The following is a 20605-nucleotide window of genomic DNA, read 5'->3' on the forward strand; positions in this document are numbered from 1 at the left end:
CCATTGTTCGAACCGAACCGGCTTCCACGCGTTAAAGCTGTCGATGGCGCTTCCCGCGACAGGGAGCATTCGGGACGCCATAGCGGAGAGACAGGATGAGCCGAGCCTTTACCCGGGAAATCGACGACGCGCCTCCTCCCCCCGTTCCGGAGCGGGCAGTGAGCGCTGCGCGCAATCTCGTGACCCGGCAAGGCGCCAGGCAGATCGAAGAGATGATCGCGACGCTGACCGGACAACTGGAGGCAGGTGGTGAAATCTCAGCCCTCTCTGCCTTGAGGCGCGACCTGCGCTATTGGGATGCAAGACGCGCAACGATGGAGATCGTTGAGCCGAGCCCTCACCCGACCGTCGTCAGGTTCGCAACCACCGTCGTGATCCAACGCAACGGCAAGGCCAGCCGGATACGTATTGTCGGCGAGGATGAGGCCGATCCGTCTTCCGGAGCGATCGCCTGGACCTCGCCCCTCGCCCAGGCTCTGGAGGGCGCCGGCGTCGGCGAGATCGTCGAATTCGATGCCGCCGGGCGGGACGAAGAGATTTCGATCCTGTCGATCGAATCCGAAAATCGATGACGCCTGAACGCGAAGTTTGCCGAAGAATTGAAAGGCCGACGATCTGGACAGGGAGGATGACAAATGCGGATCGAGGATTTCCTGCTCACGCCGAGTGAAGGCATACCGAACAATCCGGCCCTGCCGGTGATCGTCTACCACCGCGCCCTGGCGGGAGAGACGGAGCTGGCAAAGGCATTCGAAGCGCGGTTTTTGGAAAACGGCTGGAAGGGCTGCTGGCGAGACGGCGTCTATTCCTATCAGCATTATCATACGCGCGCTCATGAGGTGCTCGGCATAGCGCGTGGTGAGGCCTGTCTTCTGATCGGCGGACCGGACGGTCGCAAGATCGAGGTTTCGGCCGGTGACTGCCTGCTCCTGCCGGCTGGTACCGGTCATTGCCGCATCAGCGCCGATCCGGATTTCCTGGTGATCGGCGCCTATCCCCCGGGGCAGGAGGCGGACATCAGGACGGAGCCAGCCAAGGAGGAAGATTTTGCGGCCATTCGTGCCGTGGCCCTGCCAAAGGCCGACCCGATCGAAGGCAGGGGCGGGGCGGCAAGCCGGCTGTGGGCGAGCCGATAGGCGGATGATCCGCCTATCTGAGATCCGCCTGGTCCATTCCAAAATGATCGAGAATCAACCGGATGTTGCGTTTGTGCGATTTGAAATAAAGATCGAACACGTCGCCCACCACCGGCACCGTGCCGACGGCCGCGTCGATGCCGAGATTGTAGAGCATCCTGACGATCTTGTGCCGTGGCACGCCCAGCCTGCGCGCCTCGTTGACGATAGCGAGGCCGATCAAGGCGCCGCCGGCATCGCCAACCACGGGAAGCAGCCCCAGCACGGAATCGGCGCCGAAGCGGATATTGGTTCCGGGAATGCGCAGCGCCGTATCCATCAGGCGCGCCGCCGCATTCAACCGGCGCAACCGACGCAATCGCTCCGCATGGTCGAATTCCGATGAATAGCCGCGGAAGCTGAAGGCCTGGTCTGTGCTTGTCATGGTTTTCCTTTTCGCGCCGCCTCGATGACGGCATCTCCCTTTCAGATGGTAAATGCCGGGCTGCGGCACAAGTTCCTGGAGGAAGTCCCATCGTCGCCATCCGCGCATCCACATGCCGATATTGATCTGCGCCGCAAAAGGCTTAAAACCCGGGCGATTGCTTTCGTGATTTTAAGGACGGGAATGGAGACCACGCTTTATCTGCCGATCAAGCGCTTTCTCGAAGCGGCCGGCTATAGCGTCAAGGGCGAGATCGCCGGCTGCGACCTGGTCGGGCTCAGTGACGGCGAACCGCCGATCGTGGTGATCTGCGAACTCAAGCTCAGCTTCAATCTCGAACTGATCCTGCAGGCGGTCGACAGGGCCGCGGCCAGCGACGAGGTGTGGATCGCAGCACGTGTTTCGGCGAAGGGCAAGGGACGCGAAAGCGACCGGCGCTACCGCGACCTCTGCCGCCGATTGGGTTTCGGCATGCTTGGGGTGGCCGATAGCGGACAGGTCGATATTCTCGTGAGCCCCATCTCCGCCCTGCCGCGCAGAAATACGCGCAAGCGCTCGCGGCTGGTCGATGAACACCGGCGCCGGAAGGGCGACCCCACCGTCGGCGGCAGCACGCGCGCGCCGATCATGACCGCCTATCGCCAGCAGGCTCTTGCCTGCGCCGCCGCCATGCGTGACGGTCCCTTGCGCCCCCGCGACCTGAAGGCTCTCGCTCCCAAGGCCGGGGCGATCTTGCGGGATAATGTCTATGGCTGGTTCGAACGCATCGATCGTGGCATCTACGGCCTGACCCTGGCCGGCGCTGAGGCGCTTTTACGCTGGCCGCCTGCCGCGGACGAGTCCGCCATAAAAATCGGATAGTCCGGGTTTCGGCGGCTTAGACCGCTGAGGCGGCGGAGATCCTGCGCAGCATTGCTACGATCGCCTGATCGAGTGCCGCATCGGTCGGTTGCGCCTGCGAGGAAAGCTTGACGATGACCGTGTGCGTCGAGGGATCGATCCAGATCCACTGGCCGTGAATACCGATCGCGGCAAGCTCCCCGCCCTCTGTCTCATACCAGTAGTTGCGATAGCTTCCCTGCGGAAAAAGGTCCGCCTGGTCGCCCTTCGCCCAGGTTTCGCGGCTGCCGCCGGTCCAGAGATCCTCGACCCATTCCGGCTCGACGAGACCGGCACCCTTCCGGCGGACGAGGTCGCCGGCAAGCCCCAGGTCCCGGGCGGTGACCGACATGCCGCCGGCAGCCCGCGCCGTGCCGATGCGATCGACAGTGACCATGGCATCGGACCGGGCGCCCAGCGGTTTCCACAGATACAGGCTCATCATCTCCGCAAGACGCATGCCGCCGGCACGCTCGAGAACGATGCCTGCGAGATCGGTATTGGGCGAGCGATAGGCATGTCGTGTGCCATGCGGCTCGGTGCCCTTGCCGATGCTGCGGAGAAATTCCGGCAGATCCGGCGCCGGGTCCTCCGGTCGGTCGGGGTTCCACGCGGTGGCGCGCCGGTAGCGCTCATAGCCGCCGGATTTATCCAGATAATCCTCGACGAAATCGACGCTGACTTCCATGTCGAACAATTGCTGCACGGTGGCATCCGCATAGGCCGAACCGGCGATCTCCGGCAGGTAATCGACGACGGGCCTGTCGAACGACAGGCGGCCCTTTGCCGAAAGGATGCCGGCAAGAAGGGCGGTCAGTGATTTTGAGACGGAGAAGATGATATGCGGGCGATGGGGATCGGAATGATCCGCAGACCATTCCGCGACGATGCGGCCTTCCCGCATGACGACGAGTTCATCGGTTTCGGTTGCGCTCAGAAAGGCATCGAGCGTTTGCGGCGCGCCGTCGAGCCCGGTGATCTCGAGGGCTGCAAGCGCGCCGAGGGAAAGCGCCGGCGGCTCGTCCCGGCGGTTCGCTTCGATGACCGCCGAGGGCACGATTTCGCCGACATTCTGGAAGGACCATCGGCAAAAGGGGGCCGTGCGCCAATTGGCGAGCGTCACGTCGCGGCGCTTGAAATCCGTCATTGCCTGCATCCTTCAACACGATCGCCGGGCCGCAAAGCGGACGGCCGTCAGGCGCCTTCGAAACCGGTGAGCACGCCCACCGCATTGACGCCGATTTCGGCGACCGCATAGCCGCCTTCCATGACGAACAGGGTCGGCAGGTTCAGCCGGGCGATGCGCTCGCCGATCCGGGGGTAATGTTCGGTCTTCAGCCTGAACTGGCTGATCGGATCCTTCTCGAACGTATCGACGCCGAGCGAGACCACGACGACATCCGGATTATAGGCGACGAGCTTGCCGCAGGCCTCTTCCAGCGTCTCGCTCCAGCGCGCCCAGTCGGTCCCGAAGCGCATCGGATAATTGAGGTTGTAGCCTTCGCCCTCGCCTGAACCGCGCTCATTCGCATGGCCGAGAAAATAGGGATATTCCTGCATCGGATCGGCATGCAGGTTGATCACCTGCACATCGGCGCGGGAATAGAAGATTTCCTGCGTGCCGTTGCCATGGTGATAGTCGACATCGAGGATGGAAACGCGCTTGGCGCCGTTGTCGCGGAAGCGCTGCGCCGCCACGGCCGCATTGTTGATATAGCAGTAGCCGCCCATGAAAGCCGAGCCGGCATGATGGCCGGGGGGCCGGCAGAGCGCGAAGGCGGCGCGCTCGCCCTCCTCGACCAGATCGGCCGCCGTCAGCGCCGTGTCATGCGAGGATTTGATCGCATCCCAGGAGCCCTCGACGATACCGCAGCCGGCATCGAAGGAGTAATAGCCGAGCAGGCCATCGATGAATTCCGGCGGCACGTCGCCGCGAAGTCCGCGCGTCGGCCAGGCATAGGGCAGTGCCGTGCCGGAGCGGCCTTCGGCCGTCCAGCGGTTCCAGATCGTCGGCAGGAAGTCGAGATAATCCTGGCGGTGTACGCGGGCAGCGGTCGTCAGGTCGTGATCCTGGGGTTCGAAGATCGGCCCGAGCCCGACGGTGCGGATGCGGTCGCAGACATATTCCGCGCGCGAGGTCAGCTCATAGCCGGGAACGATGGCGCCGGCGACTAGTTCGGACTGGTCGGCATGGCCGCGATGGCGGGGCGAAAAGACAGTTTTCATGGCGATACTCTTGGGGATACGCGTCGGCTGGTGGGACACCCCGCGCGTCAGACGCGGGGTGTCGTATCGAAGGCCTATTTCTGCAGTTCGGTCCAGATCTTCGTATAGAGTTCCTGGACCTCCGGCGGGCAGGTCATGGAGGGAACGGCATTTCCGGCGAATTCCGCCGGAATATCGATCTCCGGAGCGCCCTTCATGTCGGCCGGCATGAATTCGTCGGAACCGGCTATGCCGTTGGCATAACGATGAAAGCCGGAATTCATGCCAGCATTTTCCGGGTCCATCATGAAGTTCTGGAAGAGCTTGGCGTTCTCGACGTTCTTGGCGTCCTTGAGCACGGCAAGATTATCGCTCCAGCCGACAAAGCCTTCCTTGGGGTAGCCATATTTGATGGCCGGGTTCTTCAGGCGCTGGCGGAAGGCCGAGCCGTTCCAGTCGCTGGATGCGGAGAAATCCCCCGAGCCCATCTTCTCGACCGTGCCGTATTCCATCGCCACCCAATCGGGCTTGGCCTTGATCAGCGTATCGCGCACCTTCTTGAGGATCGTGAGGTCGCCGGTGCATTTGGTGCCGCCGTTATAGAGCACCGCGGCGTCCATCACGTCGTTCATTTCCGGAACGACATTGACCTTGCCCTTCAGTTCGTCCGGCGTGTCGAAGATGATGGCCCAGGTATTGATGTCTCCCTTATAGACGTCGGTGTTGACGACGGTCCCGACCGTGCCCATCGCCCACGGCACCGTATATTTGCGGCCCCTGTCGAATTCCGGATCCACCCATTCCTTGGCGACGTTCTTGAAATTCTCCATCTGGCTCGGATTGGTTTCGAGGAAAAGGCCCTCGGAAATCCAGATCGGAATATAGTTCTGCGACGGCACGACCATGTCGAAGCCGGAGCCCCCCTGGCGCACCTTGGCAAGAGCCGTGTCGTTGGAATCATAGTCGGTGATGGTCACCTTGACCTTGTATTCATCCTCGAACTTCTTGATCATTTCGGGGCTGGTGTAATTGCCCCAATTGTAGATGTTGAGTTCGCCCTCGGCACGGGCAAGGCCCGTCGACGCCAGAAGTGCGGCCGTCAAGGCCATGGTCGCGGTCATGCATTTCATGTTGCTGTTCCCTTTCTGTTAGACGCGTTTTCGATTGACGAAAAAGAACACCGTGACGACGCCGATCGACAAAAGCAGGAACACTGTCGAAATCGCGTTCATTTCCGGCGTGATGGTGCGGCGGATCTGGCCGAGCATATAGGTCGGCAGGGTATCCTGGCCGGCGGATTTGACGAATTGGGTGATGACCACATCATCAAGCGAGATGACGAAGGCAAGCATGAAGCCGGCAAGAATGCCGGGCCAGAGCAGCGGCAGCGTCACGTAGCGGAAGGCCTTCCACGGCGTCGCGTAGAGATCGGCGGCCGCCTTTTCCAGCGTCAGGTCCATATTCTCCAGCCGCGCCCGGATCGGCAGATAGGCAAAGGGGATGCAGAAAGCCGTATGGGCGGCAATGAGATAACCGAGGCCGGAATAGCCGGTCCAGATCTTGATGCGGGCAAAGAAGATCAGCAGCGCCACGGCGGTGACGATTTCCGGGATCATCAGCGGCTGGTTGATGAAGGCATATTTCAGCGTCAGACCGCGGTAGGGTTCGGTTCGCGTGGTCGCCAGCGCCGCCATGGTCGCGGCGATCGTGGCGACGGTGGCGGCCACGGCGGCGATCTGCAGCGAGCGCAGCGAGGCGTCGATCACCTGCTGGTTTTCAAAGGCCCGGGCAAACCAGCGCAGGGAGAAGCCATCGAAGGAAGAGAGCGATTCACCGGCATTGAAGGCGTAGAAGACCAGCACGATGATCGGCAGGTAGAGCGCGAAGAAACAGCCGATGGCGATGGCCGTAAAGCCCCTCTGGCGCTGGACCGAAAAAGCCTTAGCCATGCCGCGCCCCTTGCGAACCCGCATTGCGGACATAAAACAGCAGCGCCACCATGACGATCAGCATCAGGGTGATCGACAGGGCCGAGCCGAGCGGCCAGTTGCGGCCCTGCCCGAACTGCAATTCGATCAGGTTTCCGAGCATCAGGTTCTTGCCGCCGCCGAGAATGCTGGGCGTGACATAGGCGCCGAGCGCGGGAATGAAGACAAGGATGGAGCCGGCGACGATGCCCGGCTTGACGAGCGGAATGATGATCCGCCGGAGCACCCGGAACGGCGTCGCATAGAGATCGTAGCCGGCCTCGACGAGGCGGAAGTCGAGTTTTTCCATGCTGGCATAGAGCGGCAGCACCATCAGCGGCAGATAGACATAGACCATGCCGACCAGAATGGCGCCGTCGGTGAACAGCATCTGCATTGGCCTGCCGATCAGGCCGAGATCGATCAGCAATGTGTTGATCAAGCCCTCATTGCGGATGATCTCCAGGATGGCGAAAGTGCGGATGAGCAGATTGGTCCAGAACGGGATGGTGATCAGGAACAGCCAGAGCTCGCGGCTTCTTTCCGGACGGGTGGCGATGAAATAGGCCGTCGGAAAACCAACAAGAAGTGTCAGCACGGTTGTCATCAGCGACAGGCCGGCAGAACGCAGGAAGATCGAGACATGCGCATCGGCCAGCGACAGCGTGTCATCGAATATATCCTTTTCCAGAACCACGCCGATCCAACCCTCGAGCGAGAACCGCCAGGCGACATCGCCATAGGGGCCGGGCGTCAGGAAGGAATAGAGAAGGACGATCAGCAGCGGGCCGGAGGCGGCGACGAGAATGATCAAGAGGGCGGGAAGCGAAAGCAGCCAGCGCTTGCGGATATCCCGGCTCTGTTCGGCGTCGATCGGTCCGGCCGGCTGGGTCATCTCAGTTCCTCAAGACCCGGGCGGCATTGGCCTCAAGCGCGATGCCGACCCTGTCGCCTTCGGCAAACCGCGCTGTCTGCAGCGGCTTGTTCTGCTCACGCAGGATAAACAGGCTCTCGCCGTCCGAAAGTCGGACATGATAATGCGTGTCGGTACCGAAATAGACGATCGTCTCCAGCGTTCCTGTCATCTGGGAGGCGCCGGGCTGGTCGGGCGCGCAAAGCGTGGCATGCTCCGGTCGCAGCACCACAGTTACCTCGCCCTGCGGGTGGAAGTCCGTGGGAACTGTGGCCGATATCCTGCCGGCGACCTCCGTGTCGACGGTCGCAACGCCGCCTGCCAGCGTTTCGATCCGGCCCTTCAGGAAATTGGTCTCGCCGATGAAATCGGCAACGAAGCGATCCGACGGCGCGTCATAAATCTCGCGCGGATTGCCGACCTGCAGGATGCGGCCGGACGACATGACCGTGATCCGGTCCGACATGGTCAGGGCTTCCTCCTGATCATGGGTGACGAAGATGAAGGTGATGCCGGTTTCCGCCTGCAGCCGCTTCAGTTCGATCTGCATATCCTTGCGCAGCTTGTAGTCCAGCGCCGAGAGCGGCTCGTCGAGGAGCAGCACCTTCGGCTGCGGGGCAAGCGCTCGCGCCAGCGCCACGCGCTGTTGCTGGCCACCGGAAATCTGGCTGGTGCGCCGGTCCGCCAGCGCCTCCATGCGCACCAGTTTCAGCATGGCGGCGACGCGGTCCCTGACCTCCTGCTTGGGCCTGCCGAGCATGGTCAGCCCGAAGCCGATATTTTCGGCCACCGTCATATGCGGAAACAGCGCATAGCTCTGGAAAACCGTGTTGATCGGCCGCTTGAACGGCGGCATGGCGGCGATATTCTCGCCATTCAGCATGATCTCACCGGATGTGGGAAACTCGAAGCCGGCGATCAGCCGCAGCAGGGTCGTCTTGCCGCAGCCGGACGGGCCGAGAAGCGTGAAGAATTCGTTCTGGCGGATAGAGACCGACGCTGAATCGACGGCGGCAAAGGCAAATTCGCCATAACCGAATATCTTGGAAACATTACGTATTTCGACCGCGTTCACATCCGCCATCTGCGGTACTCACCATCACATCAACTGCTGTTCCCGCCTTTTCGGCTTGGCGCTAGGTGACCACAGGCCCCACGCATTGACAACCGGATTCTCGTTGTCGGCAAAAAATATTTATCAGGCGGAAAAACTGACGCGGCCGCCGCAGATGGTCGTGACCGGCCTCACCTCATGCATGGCCTCCGGGGGCACCTCCTCAAGGTTGCGGTCAAGGATGACGAGATCGGCGAGATAGCCCTTTTTTACCCTGCCCTTTCGGTCCTCCTTGAACTGCGCATAGGCACCCTCGACGCAATAGGCGGAAAGCGCTTCCATGAGCGAGAAGGACTGGTCCGGGTCGGTTTCTGCCCAGCACTTGCGGGTCACGGCCGCCTCGATGCCGACAAGCGGGTCGATCGGCGAAACGGGCCAGTCGGACGCAAAGCAAAGATGGGCGCCGGCCTCCTTCAACGTCCGCCAGGCATAGCTCCATGGCCAGCGATGGCGGCCGATGCGCGAGACGGTGGGCTCCAGCGGCACGCCGGCGCAGCCCGGCGGATGCGGCGGCTGCATCGAGGCGATGACGCCGAGTTCGGCAAAGCGCCTGATGTCGTCCGGGTGCACCACTTCGATATGCTCGATGCGATGGCGGCTGTCGCGGGCGCCGTTTGCCTGCCGTGCCGCCTCATAGCCGTCGAGCACCGCCCGCACGGCCCCGTCGCCGATGGCATGAACGGCGATCTGCAGGCCGCGCCGATCGGCCTCTACCGCAACAGCGCGAAAAGTCTCGGGCGTGAACAGGCCCTCGCCGCAATCGCCCGGCTTGTCGGCATAGGGTTCGACCATCACCGCCGTCCAGCTGTCGAGCACGCCGTCATAGAACAGCTTGACGACGCCGGAAGACAGCCAGTCGCTATCGAAGCGGCGGGCCAGATCCGAGGCTTTTTCCAGCATGTCGAGCGACATGAAATTCTTGAAGTGGAAGGGGATCGATACCCGGCACTTAAGGCCGCCGTCTTCCTTCTCGATCGCCGCCAGCAGTTCCAGCTGGTAGAGATTGCCATCCATGTTCTGGATGGTGGTGATGCCGTGGCTGGCGCAATAGTCGATCCCGCGCCGCATGACCGCCATGTCCCGGCGAAAGACCTCGGCATCCGGATAGGGATCGGGCTCGCCGCCTGTGGACAAACCGAGCCGGTAACGGTCGAAGCCGCCGGCCGCCAGCACCGGACCGAAGGCCTCCATCTCGCGCAATTCGCCGGTCGCCAGCCCATCCTTCCCCATGACGACCTCGTTGCCGGGGCCGACGTCTTTCCCATGGAGCAGCCCGGCAAGTTCGAGCGCTTTCGTATTGGCCCAGACGGTGTGGTGATCCGGCGCGACCAGCGCCAGCGGCTGGTCGGGAAGAATGTCGTCGAGATGCCGGCGGGTCAGCCGGTCGCTATCGCCGAGGATGGTATAATCCGCTCCCTGTCCGAACAGGACTTTTTCGCCGCTGCGGCTTGCTGCATAGGCACGCACCGCTTTCGTCAGGGCCGGCAGTCCGCTCACGCCGGCAAGCTGGAGATGATCGAGTTCGGCGGCACCGGAAAACAGATGCATGTGGTTTTCGGAAAATCCCGGAAGCACCGAGCCGCCATTGGCATCGATGACCTGGGTACCCTCGCCGCGCAATGCTTCGATCTCATCCCGGGCGCCGACCATGACGATCCGGCCGGCGGCGAGCGCCACGGCCTCGGCGCGCGGATTGTCGCCGTCAAGCGTCAGGACGCGCCCATTGAGAATGATGATATCGGCCGTCTGGGTCATGATGAGCTCGCGCAATCAAAAGAGAAAGCGCGAGCTAAGCCGATCCGCTGCCCAAATTCAACCGGGCAAATTTGACAGGCCAAATTCAATAGGCATTTGCTTACCAGCCCTCCGAAAGCACGCGCTCCAGCATGTCGGCGAAAAAGTCGGCGCTTTCGCGGGTGAGGCAAAGCGGCGGCTTGATCTTCAGGACGTTCAGGTGATCGCCTGTGGGCTGCATGATGACGCCGAGTTCGAGCAGGCGGTCGCAGATCGCCGCCGTTTCTTCGGTCGCCGGCACCAGCGTCTCGCGGTCGCGGACGAATTCCAGCCCGAGATAAAGGCCCATGCCATGCACTGCCCCGACAAGCGCAAAGCGCTGGCCGAGCGCCTTGAGGCGGCGCTTCAGATGCTCGCCGGTGTCGCGGGCATTCTCCTGCAGGCCCTCGTCGCGCATGATGTCGAGGACGGTCATGCCAACAACGGAACTGACCGGGCTGCCACCGGCGGAGGAGAAGAAATAGCCTTCCTTTTCCAGCGCATCGGCAATCGCCCGGGTGGTGATGACGGCACCGAGCGGATGGCCGTTGCCCATGCCCTTGGCGACGGTGATGATGTCGGGAGCCACGCCCTGCTGTTCGAAGCCCCAGAAATGATGACCGAGACGGCCGTAGCCGACCTGCACCTCGTCGGCGATGCAGAGGCCGCCACGGGCCCGCACCTGGGCGTAAATCTCCTTCAGGTAGCCCGGCGGCAGCGGAATGCCGCCAGCATTGCCGTAGACGCATTCGCAGATGAAGCCGGCAAGGCCTTCGCCTTGTGCATCCAGCGCATCGAGCACCGGCCTCACGGCAGCCACATAATCGGCTGTGGAGCCCGGTCCGCGGAAGGGGCCGCGATAGGTATTGGGCGACGGCACCGGGTGCACCCAGTCCGGGCGTGTCGTCAGGGCATTCGGATTGTCGGCGATCGAGGTGGAGACCGCGTCGCTCGCCACCGTCCAGCCGTGATAGGCTTCGAGCAGGCAGAGCATGTTGCGGGCACCGCTTGCCGCCCAGGCAAGCCTGAGCGCAAGGTCATTGGCTTCCGAGCCGCTATTAACCAGGAAAACCGTGTCGAGCCCTTCCGGCGCCATTTTCGCCAGCCTCTCGGAAAAAGCGGCCACCGAGGCATAGTGAAAGCGCGAATTGGTGTTGAGCCGCTGCCATTGCCGGTGGACGGCTTCGGCAAGGCGCGGATGGCCATGGCCAAGGATCGTGACATTGTTGACCATGTCGAGATAGGCGCGCCCCTCGACATCGACCATATGTTCGCGAAGCCCGCGCTCGATCTGCGGCGGCGCGGCGTAATAATTCTTCTGCGGCCGGGCGAAATGGCGCTCGCGGCGGGCAAGAAGGGCGGCACCCTCAGGCGCCGGCGCGTCGCAATCGAAGCCCAAAAGACCGGCGGGCGACGGGCAGAGCACCGACCATGCCTCCGCCTGGCCCGGCAGGCAGAAGGCCGGCGGCGCGATATCAGGATCGCGGCAGAGCTGCACGTGAAGCCTGCCCTTCTCACTGGCAGCGCCTGCGACGACGCCCAGTATGTCGCCACGCTCGAAGCGGACCTTATGACCCGGCGCGGGCGCGATCCCGGCCAGATGGAGGGTAACATCATCTCCGACCAGCACGATGCCCGCGCCAACCGATCGGCCTTCGCCGGCAAAGGACGCAACCACCTCAGTGCCCGCCGGCAGCAGCAATTCCACATGGAGCGCGAATGTCGCGGAGGGTTTGGGGGAAAGCAGCGCGGTTCGGGTCAGCCGGTGCTCGCCGTAACGCGTCGCCGCGACGGGAAAGGCCGCAGCCGCAAGGAGCGTCGCTTCGAGACCGGACGACGGCCAGTCCGTGCCGTCGAAAAGCGGGCTCTGCGGATCGAGCGCGATGATCCCCACCTGCGTCGGGTCGATCCGCGGCAGGAGACGGGCGCCGGATATCGGCTGATTGGCGACGATCGGGTTGCGCCCCAGGGCCTGGAGGATCGCCGTTTCCATCAACGCCGGCGGCACCGAGACGGCGATGTCGAAAATCAGCCGCTCATGCTCGATATTGCCACTGACATAGGTGTTTTCGGGATCGAGCGCCAATTGCTGTTCGCTGCTTGCGACCAGCACCGCGGCACGCGCCACGACCAGTGGCCAAAGCGCCCGCAACTCCGCCTCGTTGAGCGGGAAGACGGCATGGAAGGCGCGGATGGCGGGCAGGATGCCGAAAGGATTACCATCGACATGGTGGAGCAGCGAGGCACAGGTGACGGCAAGATCGGCGACGAGCCAGCCTTCGATGATATCGCCGAAGTCGATGACGCCACCCGGTATCGGACGGCCGCTTTCGTCCGGCCGGCTGACGACATTGTCGTCGGTGACGTCGTGATGGATCGCCTGCAGGCGCAAATCCGCTTTCAGGCCGTCGATACGGCGCGACGCATCGGCCATCGCCTCGGTAATGCGCGCCTTCCTGCCCTCGTCCCGCACCGCCGACAGGAGCCGGCGGACGACCGGCTCGGCATGGCGCAGATCCCATTGAAGTGCGCGGGAAAGGCCCGGATGGCGGAAGTCCGAAAGCCCGAGCGCCAGGCGTCCGCCAAGTTCGCCGAGTGCCGCAATGGTGGTGGCGGACAGGTGCTTGCGCTGCGTCAGCGGCTCGCCTTCGATATAGTCGAGCAGGCGGACCTGGCAGGCTTCCCCGCCGATCGTTACCGACAGGATATCGGCGCCGTCAATGCTGGCGACCACGCCCGGCACCTGCGGCATGCCGGTCTTCCCACTCTTGCCAGTCTTGCCGGCGATGTGGCGCAAGGCGGCGTTCTGCGCCTCAAGCTCCACGGTGGCATAATCGGCGCGGCTGATCTTCAGGACAAACCGGCCCTGTGGCGTTTCGATGCGAAAATTCCGGTCCTGCTGGCTTCCCAGCTCGACGATCGGCCCGGTCAGGCCGTAGTGCCCGGCAGCGACGCGGGCCGCGTCCTCGATGGTGACATCAGGCCGTGACAACAGAGCCCGCCGCAAAAAAGCTTCTCCCAATCTTTCCTCTCCCTGGAATCGGATACGGCCCTGTGTGGCACGAACGAGGGGTGGACGGCAAACGGGCAATGCAGCCGCCGAAAGACATGCGGTCGCGGATGGGGACGCGACGGGCGCTCTTCCGGATCAGGCCGTTCTGAAGGCCATGAGGAAACAGCCGAGGGCCCCGATGGACGACAGGGTACGCACATGGTTCCAGCGGACCCAGTCGGTGAGATAGCCGGCCCAGAGGCGTGCGGCCTCTTCGCTATCCGGACGCGCGGCCTCCAGCGCATTGTTCATCGGCACGTTGAAGACAATGGTCACCAGGATCGTGCCGCCAAGGAACAGAAGACCGCCGGCAACCAGATAGAGACGCGCCGGTCCGCCGACGACAAACCCGCCGATGACCAGGAGCAGCGCCAGCACCGCCGTCCCCATGAAGGCAAGCATGAACAGCGGATTGAGGATCACGACATTGACCGCCTGCATGGCGGCGATGCCCTGTTCGGCAGGCAGCCGCGAAAGGGCGGTCATGATGCAGACGGAGAAAATGAAAAACAGGCCGGCATTGAGCCCGGCGCCAAGTGCTGCAAGAAATGTCAAAGAAGGAAGAAGTCCAGCCATTGTTTCGCTTTCTCAGAGGTCTGTTGCGGCCTATTCAACCGCCCCGGATCGAACTGCGCCAGACCAGATCGGCATGCAGGCGCACGGATCGGTTTTCCGGTTGCGCCTCCGTTTCCTGAGAAAGCCAGGACACCGCCGCGCGGGCGATGATATCCACGGGCTGGGCAAAGGTCGTGAGCTGATAGGATGACCAGGACGCCTGTTCGATATCGTCGAAACCCGCGACGCACAGCTGGTCCGGCACCGAAATGGAAAACTGGTGGCGGGCCGCATCCATCAGGCCGCAGGCAAGAAGATCGGTCGCGCAGAATATCGCATCGGGCCGCTCCTTGCGGGTGAGCAACTGCTGGGCGACGGCCCGGCCGCTCTCGTAACCGGTATGGCCGAAACGCTCCACGACGACCTCCAGCCCGAGCCCCCGGGCAGCGGCGACGAAGCCGCGCTCGCGCGCCATCAGGCTGGGCGTTCCGGCCTGCGAATTGGCAAAGGCAAGCCGCCGACAGCCGGCCCGCACGAAGGCGGTCGCGATCCGCGCGGCGGCGTCCTCGTCGTCGAGATTGATCCTAAGCGGCCCTTCCCGGTCGTCGTCGCGGTTGATCAGAACGATCCTCTGGCCATTCTTCAGGCAGAGATCGGTGATCGACTTGTCCGGCAGGCCCGACAGGATGATCGAGGCATCGGCCCGGTAGCGGATCGCCTGGCGAAGCGCCAGATCGACGCTTCCGTCGGACCGGTCCGTATTGATCAGCATGGCGATCTTGCCGGTATTCTGCAGCTGCTGTGTAAGCGCCCGGATCAGTGCCGAGCGGTAGGGCGTACCGATTTCAGATACGATCAGGCAGACGATGCCGCTTTCGTTGCGCATCAGCCCACGCGCAAGATGATTGACGTGGTAACCGAGTGCATCGGCCGCATCCAGCACCTTCTGCCGGGTCTTCGGCGAAACGCTGGCACCGGAGGTAAAAGTGCGCGATACCGCCGAGCGGGAAACGCCGGCCCTCTCGGCAACCTCCTGGGCACTGACGAACAGCTTCTGCGACATGCCGGACTCCATCCACGGCATTTACTTTGCACAATTCTGCAATTGCGTGCAAGCGCACACTCTTTTTGCACCGCAACGATTTTAAAGAAAATGTTTGACAGCCGTTACACTCTCATGCAGCATTTGCACACGCTTGCAAAAAGGCGACGGCGTGGAGGCGCCGATTCAACAGGAGGGAATTTCATGGGTTCAACATATATTGCCGGCGCCGCCCTTGCGGCCGGAACGGTCCTGTCCGCCTTTGGCGCCCAGGCCGCGGGCGATCTCAACCTGATCTGCTCGGCCGATGTCGTCATCTGCGAGCAGATGAAAGGCGATTTCGAAAAGGCGCACAGCGACATCAAGGTCAGTATGGTACGCCTGTCGTCCGGCGAGACCTATGCGAAGATCCGTGCGGAATCCCGCAATCCGAAGACGGATATCTGGTGGGGCGGCACCGGCGACCCCCATCTGCAGGCAGCGTCCGAGGACCTGACCCAGGAATACAAGTCGCCTCTGTTCGACCAGTTGCAGGATTGGGCGAAAAGCCAGGCCGAAAGCGCCGGCTACAAGACCGTTGGCATCTATGCCGGAGCGCTTGGCTGGGGCTACAATACCGAAATCTTCAAGACCAAGGGCTTCAAGGAGCCGAAATGCTGGGCCGATCTGCTCGACCCGGCTCTCAAGGGCGAAATCCAGATTGCCAATCCGAATTCCTCGGGAACGGCCTATACGGCGCTTGCCTCGCTGGTGCAGATCATGGGCGAGGATGAGGCCTTTGATTATCTGAAGAAGCTGAACAACAATGTCTCGCAATATACCAAGTCCGGCTCCGCGCCGGTGAAGGCGGCGGCCCGCGGTGAAACCGCGCTCGGCATCGTCTTCATGCATGATGCGGTTTCGATGACGGTCGAGGGTTTCCCCATCAAGTCGGTCGCGCCATGCGAAGGCACCGGCTACGAAATCGGCTCCATGTCGATCGTCAAGGGCGCCAAGAACCTCGACAATGCCAAGACCTGGTATGACTGGGCGCTGAAGCCGGAGGTGCAGTCGCGCATGAAGGATGCCAAATCCTTCCAGCTTCCCTCCAACAAATCCGCCGAAGTGCCGAAGGAAGCGCCGCGCTTCGAGGATATCAAGCTGATCGACTACGACTTCAAGACCTATGGCGATCCGGCCAAGCGCAAGGAACTGCTCGAGCGCTGGGACCGCGAGATCAGCGCCAACGCCAACTAGCCCGAACGAAGCGGGGTGAGGCGGCTCGTATCCGCTCCACCCCGCTGTTCGCGCACGTTCTGGCCCGTTCACCGCGCCTCATCCCTACGGATGAATCGTGGCCCCGGCCAGTCATTTCCTTCGACACCATCAAGAGGCGCGGGACCATCATGGACCATCGCAACCGCAGACTGGACATCGTCCTTGGGCTCGCCATCGCCGCCTTCGTGCTCGTGCCGTGGTATCGGTTCGAAGGCGGGTTCCTGAGCCTGGGCTGGCTGTCCGGTTTTCCGACGGAAGCCTCCGTCGCGCCCGGTGTGCTGCAGATGTTCGGGTTCGGCCGCTGGTGGTTGACGATCGCAGCGGTGATCCTTGCCGTGGCGGTCGGCGCGCGTTTCATTGCGGATCCTGCCCGGCGCGGAACGCTGCTTGCCTGGGCCGGCGCCTTCGGCGTCTTGTTTCTGGCATTGCAGGGACTGGCAATAGGCTTTACCGGCTGGACCTGGACGGCAAGCGAGGCGCTGTTCGGATCGCTTGCCGACGGCCAGCCGGCAATGGGCGCCGGCGCCATCCTTGCCTCGCTCGCCTTCGTGCTGATCTTTTCCTTCGGGCTTGCCGAACGCGGCGTGATGAAGGGCGATGCCTTCGTCGTTTCAGCCATCACCATCCTGGTCTTCCTGGTCGCTATCTTCGTCTTCTATCCGGTCGGCAGCATGCTGGTGGGCGCTTTCCAGGATTTCGACGGCTCGTTCAAGCCGGACGGCTTCATGCGCAATATCCAGGACCCGTCGATCTGGAGCCTTGGCTGCGTAGTGGGCGGTGAGCGCTGCGGCGTCGCCTGGCGCACGCTGTGGCTGGCGATCATGACCGCCGGCGGCTCGACCGTCATGGGGCTGGCCTTCGCGCTGGTGGCGACACGCACGCGCTTTCCCTTCAAGAAGGGCTTGCGGCTCCTGACGGTGCTGCCGATCATCACGCCACCTTTCGTCATCGGCCTGGCGCTGACCTTGCTGTTCGGCCGCTCCGGCGTCATTACCGAGGCACTTTCCAGCCTGTTCGGCGTCGAGCCGGGCCGCTGGCTCTATGGTCTCACCGGCATCTGGATCGCACAGGTCCTTTCCTTCACGCCGATTTCCTTCCTTGTCCTGATCGGCGTCGTCGAGGGCGTCAGTCCTTCGATGGAGGAGGCCTCCCAGACCCTGCGCGCCGATCGCTGGCGCACTTTCTGGCGCGTCTCCCTGCCCTTGATGAAGCCCGGCATCGCCAATGCCTTTCTCATCGGCTTCATCGAAAGCATGGCCGATTTCGGCAATCCGCTGGTGCTTGGCGGCAGCCATGGCGTCCTGTCGACGGAAATCTTCTTCGCGGTCGTCGGCTCGCAGAACGATCCGTCGCGGGCTGCCGTGCTTGCCATCATCCTGCTCTGCTTCACCCTGTCAGCCTTCCTTGCCCAGCGTTACTGGCTGTCGGGCAAGAATTTCGCCACCGTTACCGGCAAGGGCGACAGCGGCGCCCACATCGCCTTGCCGCGCCCGCTCTCCATCGCCGTCCACGCCGTGGTCGTGCCGTGGATGATCTTCACGGTCGTCGTCTACGCGATGATCCTGTTCGGTGGCTTCGTGAAGACCTGGGGCCTCGATAACTCGCTGACCCTCGAACACTATGCGCGAGCCTTCTCCATCGAATTCCGCGACGGCGCCCTGGCCTGGACGGGCGTTGCCTGGAACTCGTTCTGGACGACGATGGAAATCGCCCTGATCTCGGCACCGCTGACGGCCGCCGTCGGCCTCCTCACCGCCTATCTGATCGTCCGGCAGAAATTCGCCGGCCGCAACGTCTTCGAATTCGCGCTGATGATGAGTTTCGCCATCCCCGGCACGGTCATCGGCATCAGCTACATCATGGCCTTCAACCTGCCGCCGCTCGAAATGACCGGCACGGCGCTGATCCTGATCGCCTGCTTCGTCTTCCGCAACATGCCGGTGGGCGTGCGTGGCGGCGTAGCGGCGATGAGCCAGCTCGACAAGAGCCTCGACGAAGCCTCGCTGACGCTGCGCGCCACCAGTTTCCGCACGATCCGCAAGGTTATCCTGCCCTTGCTGCGGCCGGCGATCACGGCGGCTCTCGTCTATTCCTTCGTGCGCGCCATCACCTCGATCAGCGCCGTCATCTTCCTGGTCAGCGCCGAATACAACATGGCGACCTCCTATATCGTTGGCCTGGTCGAAAACGGCGAATATGGCGTGGCGATCGCCTATTCCTCCATGCTGATCGTGGTGATGATCGTCGTCATCACCGGCTTCCAACTGCTTGTCGGCGAACGCCGGCTGAGGCGCGAGAACCGCGTCTCGGGCATTTCCGCCGCCCCTTCCCTTCCCCTCGCTCAGGAGAAAACCGCATGATCGCTTCCCGTGCCGGCTCCGTCGTCTTTGAACATATCCGCAAGCAGTTCGGTGCCTTCACCGCCATTCATGACCTGTCGCTGACCATCGAGCCCGGCCAGTTGGTGACGCTGCTCGGCCCCTCCGGCTGCGGCAAGACCACGACCCTGCGCATGCTGGCCGGCCTCGAGCATCCGACCTCGGGCCGCATCCTGATCGGCGGCAAGGACGTGACCATGTTGCCGGCAAACGAGCGCGACGTGTCGATGGTGTTTCAATCCTATGCGCTGTTTCCGCACATGAACTCGCTGGACAATGTCGCCTATGGACTGGAATCCTCCGGCCTGAAGAAGAAGGAAGCCCGCGAACGGGCCGAGGAGGGCCTGAACCTCGTCGGTCTCGGCGGCATGGGCCAGCGGCTTCCCGCCGAATTGTCGGGCGGCCAGCAGCAGCGCGTCGCGGTCGCCCGGGCGCTGGTCCTTGAGCCGCAGGTGCTTCTGCTCGACGAGCCCTTGTCCAATCTCGATGCCCGGCTGCGCCGCCAGGTGCGCACCGATATTCGCGACCTGCAGCAACGGCTCGGCTTCACCGCCGTCTACGTCACCCATGACCAGGACGAGGCGCTGGCGGTCTCCGACCGTATCGTCATCATGAAGGACGGGGTGATTGCCCAGGAAGGCACCCCTCGCGATCTCTACGAGGCGCCGGCATCCGCCTTCATCGCCGATTTCATGGGCGAGGCCAATGTCGTTTCCTGCGACGTCATCCGCGTCGAGGGCGCCGACGCGACCATCCGTATCGGCGCCCTGGAACATCGGGTGCCGAGCCGCAATGCAAGACCCGGTCCGGCAAAGCTTGCCGTTCGGCCGAATTCGATCACGCTGGAGCCGGCAACGGGTGCTGCCTTTCCCGGCCAGATCACCCATGCGGCCTATCTCGGCGACCATGTCGAATACGAGGTGGAGACCACGACCGGAAAGCTTTTCGTCGTCGATCCGGCGGTCGAGCGCGCATTGGCGCCGGCAACCGAGGTCGCCATCGGTTTCAAGGGGCGCGGCATCGCCATTATCAACGGCTGACCCGCAATCAGGTACAGAGGACGACATAAATGACATTGCAGATCTCCGGGCTCGACGCGCGCTTCGCACTGGCCAAAGCCATTGCCGACGAAGCGGGAGCGGTGGCGCTCGGCTACTACAACAGGCGCGAAACGCTGGTGATAGAAACCAAGCGCGACCTGCAGGACGTCGTCTCGATCGCCGACCGGGAGGTGGAGAACCTGATCCGCGCCCGGGTCGCCGCCGCCCACCCCGACGACGGCTTCCTCGGCGAGGAATACGGCCTTGCCGAGGGGAGTTCGGGCTTTACCTGGGTCGTCGACCCGATCGACGGCACCAGCCTCTTTGTCAACGGCATGCCGAACTGGTGTGTCTCGATTGCCGTCCTTTCCGGCGGCGAGCCGGTGATCGGCGTGATCTGCGCGCCCTGTCACAACGAGATCTATGCCGGTGCTTCGGGCAAGGGCGCCACGCTGAACGGCAAGGTGCTGAGCCTTGATCCGACGCGCACGATCCGCAATGCGGTCACCGGCATCGGCGCCAATAATTACGTGACCCCCGCCTTCGTCGGCAGAATTGTGGAAAACCTGCTCGAAGCCGGCGGCAATTTCATCCGCAACGGTTCCGGGGCCCTGATGCTGGCCTATGTCGCCGCCGGCCGGCTGGTCGGCTATTATGAGCCCTATATGCACGCCTGGGATTGCCTTGCCGGCTATTGCCTCATCAAGGAGGCCGGCGGCTGGCACCATCCTTTTCCGGTGGAAGGCGACCATTTGACCAAGGGAGCGCCGGTTCTGGCGGCCGCCCCTGGAGCGCGGGAGGATCTCAGAAAAATTGCCGGCTTGTAGGCATTGCAAAACGGCTGGCGCTTGCGCATGGACAAATTCCCGC

General features: G+C 63.0%; 18 protein-coding genes. 7 read left to right on the forward strand and 11 right to left on the reverse strand.

What is annotated here, in order from left to right; genetic code table 11:
* Window positions 1-95: 95 nt before the first annotated feature.
* Window positions 96-572 carry a GreA/GreB family elongation factor gene (locus tag ASD31_RS17230; RefSeq protein WP_082520604.1) on the forward strand — a complete coding sequence of 159 codons (477 nt, stop codon included), beginning with the start codon at window positions 96-98 and terminating at the stop codon, window positions 570-572.
* 63 nt (window positions 573-635) lie between these two features.
* Window positions 636-1136: a cupin domain-containing protein gene (locus ASD31_RS17235; RefSeq protein WP_056336463.1), complete on the forward strand. Its 501-nt coding sequence runs from the start codon at window positions 636-638 to the stop codon at window positions 1134-1136.
* A gap of 13 nt (window positions 1137-1149) precedes the next feature.
* Here the strand turns inward: ASD31_RS17235 and ASD31_RS17240 are convergent, their stop codons facing one another.
* Entirely contained in the window at window positions 1150-1560 is a 411-nt protein-coding gene (locus tag ASD31_RS17240; RefSeq protein WP_056336467.1) for a DUF4112 domain-containing protein, read from the reverse strand.
* A 183-nt stretch (window positions 1561-1743) separates the two neighbouring features.
* On the opposite strand from ASD31_RS17240, the gene ASD31_RS17245 reads away from it, so the two are divergent.
* Window positions 1744-2421 carry a DUF2161 domain-containing phosphodiesterase gene (locus tag ASD31_RS17245; protein ID WP_056336469.1) on the forward strand — a complete coding sequence of 226 codons (678 nt, stop codon included), beginning with the start codon at window positions 1744-1746 and terminating at the stop codon, window positions 2419-2421.
* A gap of 16 nt (window positions 2422-2437) precedes the next feature.
* Here the strand turns inward: ASD31_RS17245 and ASD31_RS17250 are convergent, their stop codons facing one another.
* The 10 genes from ASD31_RS17250 to ASD31_RS17295 all read right to left on the reverse strand — a co-directional run bounded on the left by ASD31_RS17250 (window position 2438) and on the right by ASD31_RS17295 (window position 15081).
* Entirely contained in the window at window positions 2438-3586 is a 1149-nt protein-coding gene (locus ASD31_RS17250) for a serine hydrolase domain-containing protein (RefSeq protein ID WP_056336473.1), read from the reverse strand.
* A 47-nt stretch (window positions 3587-3633) separates the two neighbouring features.
* Window positions 3634-4665, reverse strand: a complete 1032-nt coding sequence (locus tag ASD31_RS17255) for a histone deacetylase family protein (RefSeq protein ID WP_056336477.1) — start codon at window positions 4663-4665, stop codon at window positions 3634-3636.
* A 74-nt stretch (window positions 4666-4739) separates the two neighbouring features.
* Window positions 4740-5774 carry an extracellular solute-binding protein gene (locus ASD31_RS17260; protein WP_056336479.1) on the reverse strand — a complete coding sequence of 345 codons (1035 nt, stop codon included), beginning with the start codon at window positions 5772-5774 and terminating at the stop codon, window positions 4740-4742.
* An 18-nt stretch (window positions 5775-5792) separates the two neighbouring features.
* Window positions 5793-6593 (reverse strand): ABC transporter permease, encoded by an 801-nt coding sequence (locus ASD31_RS17265; RefSeq protein WP_056337208.1) that lies wholly within the window; start codon window positions 6591-6593, stop codon window positions 5793-5795.
* On the reverse strand, window positions 6586-7506 hold the full coding sequence (locus ASD31_RS17270; protein WP_056336481.1) for an ABC transporter permease: 921 nt from the start codon (window positions 7504-7506) through the stop codon (window positions 6586-6588). Before ASD31_RS17270 ends, ASD31_RS17265 begins: the two co-directional genes overlap by 8 nt.
* Before the next feature lies 1 nt (window position 7507).
* Window positions 7508-8608, reverse strand: coding sequence for an ABC transporter ATP-binding protein (locus ASD31_RS17275; protein WP_056336484.1), 1101 nt, complete (start codon window positions 8606-8608; stop codon window positions 7508-7510).
* A 114-nt stretch (window positions 8609-8722) separates the two neighbouring features.
* A complete protein-coding gene (locus ASD31_RS17280) occupies window positions 8723-10393 on the reverse strand; it encodes an amidohydrolase (protein ID WP_056337210.1) in 1671 nt (556 codons plus the stop codon).
* 100 nt (window positions 10394-10493) lie between these two features.
* Window positions 10494-13433 (reverse strand): aminotransferase, encoded by a 2940-nt coding sequence (locus ASD31_RS17285; protein ID WP_056336487.1) that lies wholly within the window; start codon window positions 13431-13433, stop codon window positions 10494-10496.
* A gap of 126 nt (window positions 13434-13559) precedes the next feature.
* Complete coding sequence (locus tag ASD31_RS17290; protein ID WP_056336491.1) at window positions 13560-14039, reverse strand: DUF1772 domain-containing protein; 480 nt, start codon at window positions 14037-14039, stop codon at window positions 13560-13562.
* A 34-nt stretch (window positions 14040-14073) separates the two neighbouring features.
* Complete coding sequence (locus tag ASD31_RS17295) at window positions 14074-15081, reverse strand: substrate-binding domain-containing protein (protein ID WP_056336493.1); 1008 nt, start codon at window positions 15079-15081, stop codon at window positions 14074-14076.
* Between the two features lie 183 nt (window positions 15082-15264).
* Here ASD31_RS17295 and ASD31_RS17300 point away from each other — a divergent pair, with 183 nt between their 5' ends.
* The 4 genes from ASD31_RS17300 (at window position 15265) to ASD31_RS17315 (ending at window position 20562) form a co-directional block, all read left to right on the forward strand.
* Window positions 15265-16296, forward strand: coding sequence for an ABC transporter substrate-binding protein (locus tag ASD31_RS17300; RefSeq protein WP_056336496.1), 1032 nt, complete (start codon window positions 15265-15267; stop codon window positions 16294-16296).
* Between the two features lie 149 nt (window positions 16297-16445).
* Complete coding sequence (locus tag ASD31_RS17305) at window positions 16446-18677, forward strand: ABC transporter permease (RefSeq protein WP_056336499.1); 2232 nt, start codon at window positions 16446-16448, stop codon at window positions 18675-18677.
* Window positions 18674-19735, forward strand: a complete 1062-nt coding sequence (locus ASD31_RS17310) for an ABC transporter ATP-binding protein (protein WP_056336502.1) — start codon at window positions 18674-18676, stop codon at window positions 19733-19735. Before ASD31_RS17305 ends, ASD31_RS17310 begins: the two co-directional genes overlap by 4 nt.
* Window positions 19736-19764: 29 nt before the next feature.
* Entirely contained in the window at window positions 19765-20562 is a 798-nt protein-coding gene (locus ASD31_RS17315) for an inositol monophosphatase family protein (protein WP_056336505.1), read from the forward strand.
* The last annotated feature ends 43 nt before the right edge of the window (window positions 20563-20605 follow it).

This window comes from Rhizobium sp. Root482 (assembly GCF_001426565.1).
Taxonomy (GTDB): Bacteria; Pseudomonadota; Alphaproteobacteria; order Rhizobiales; family Rhizobiaceae; genus Pararhizobium.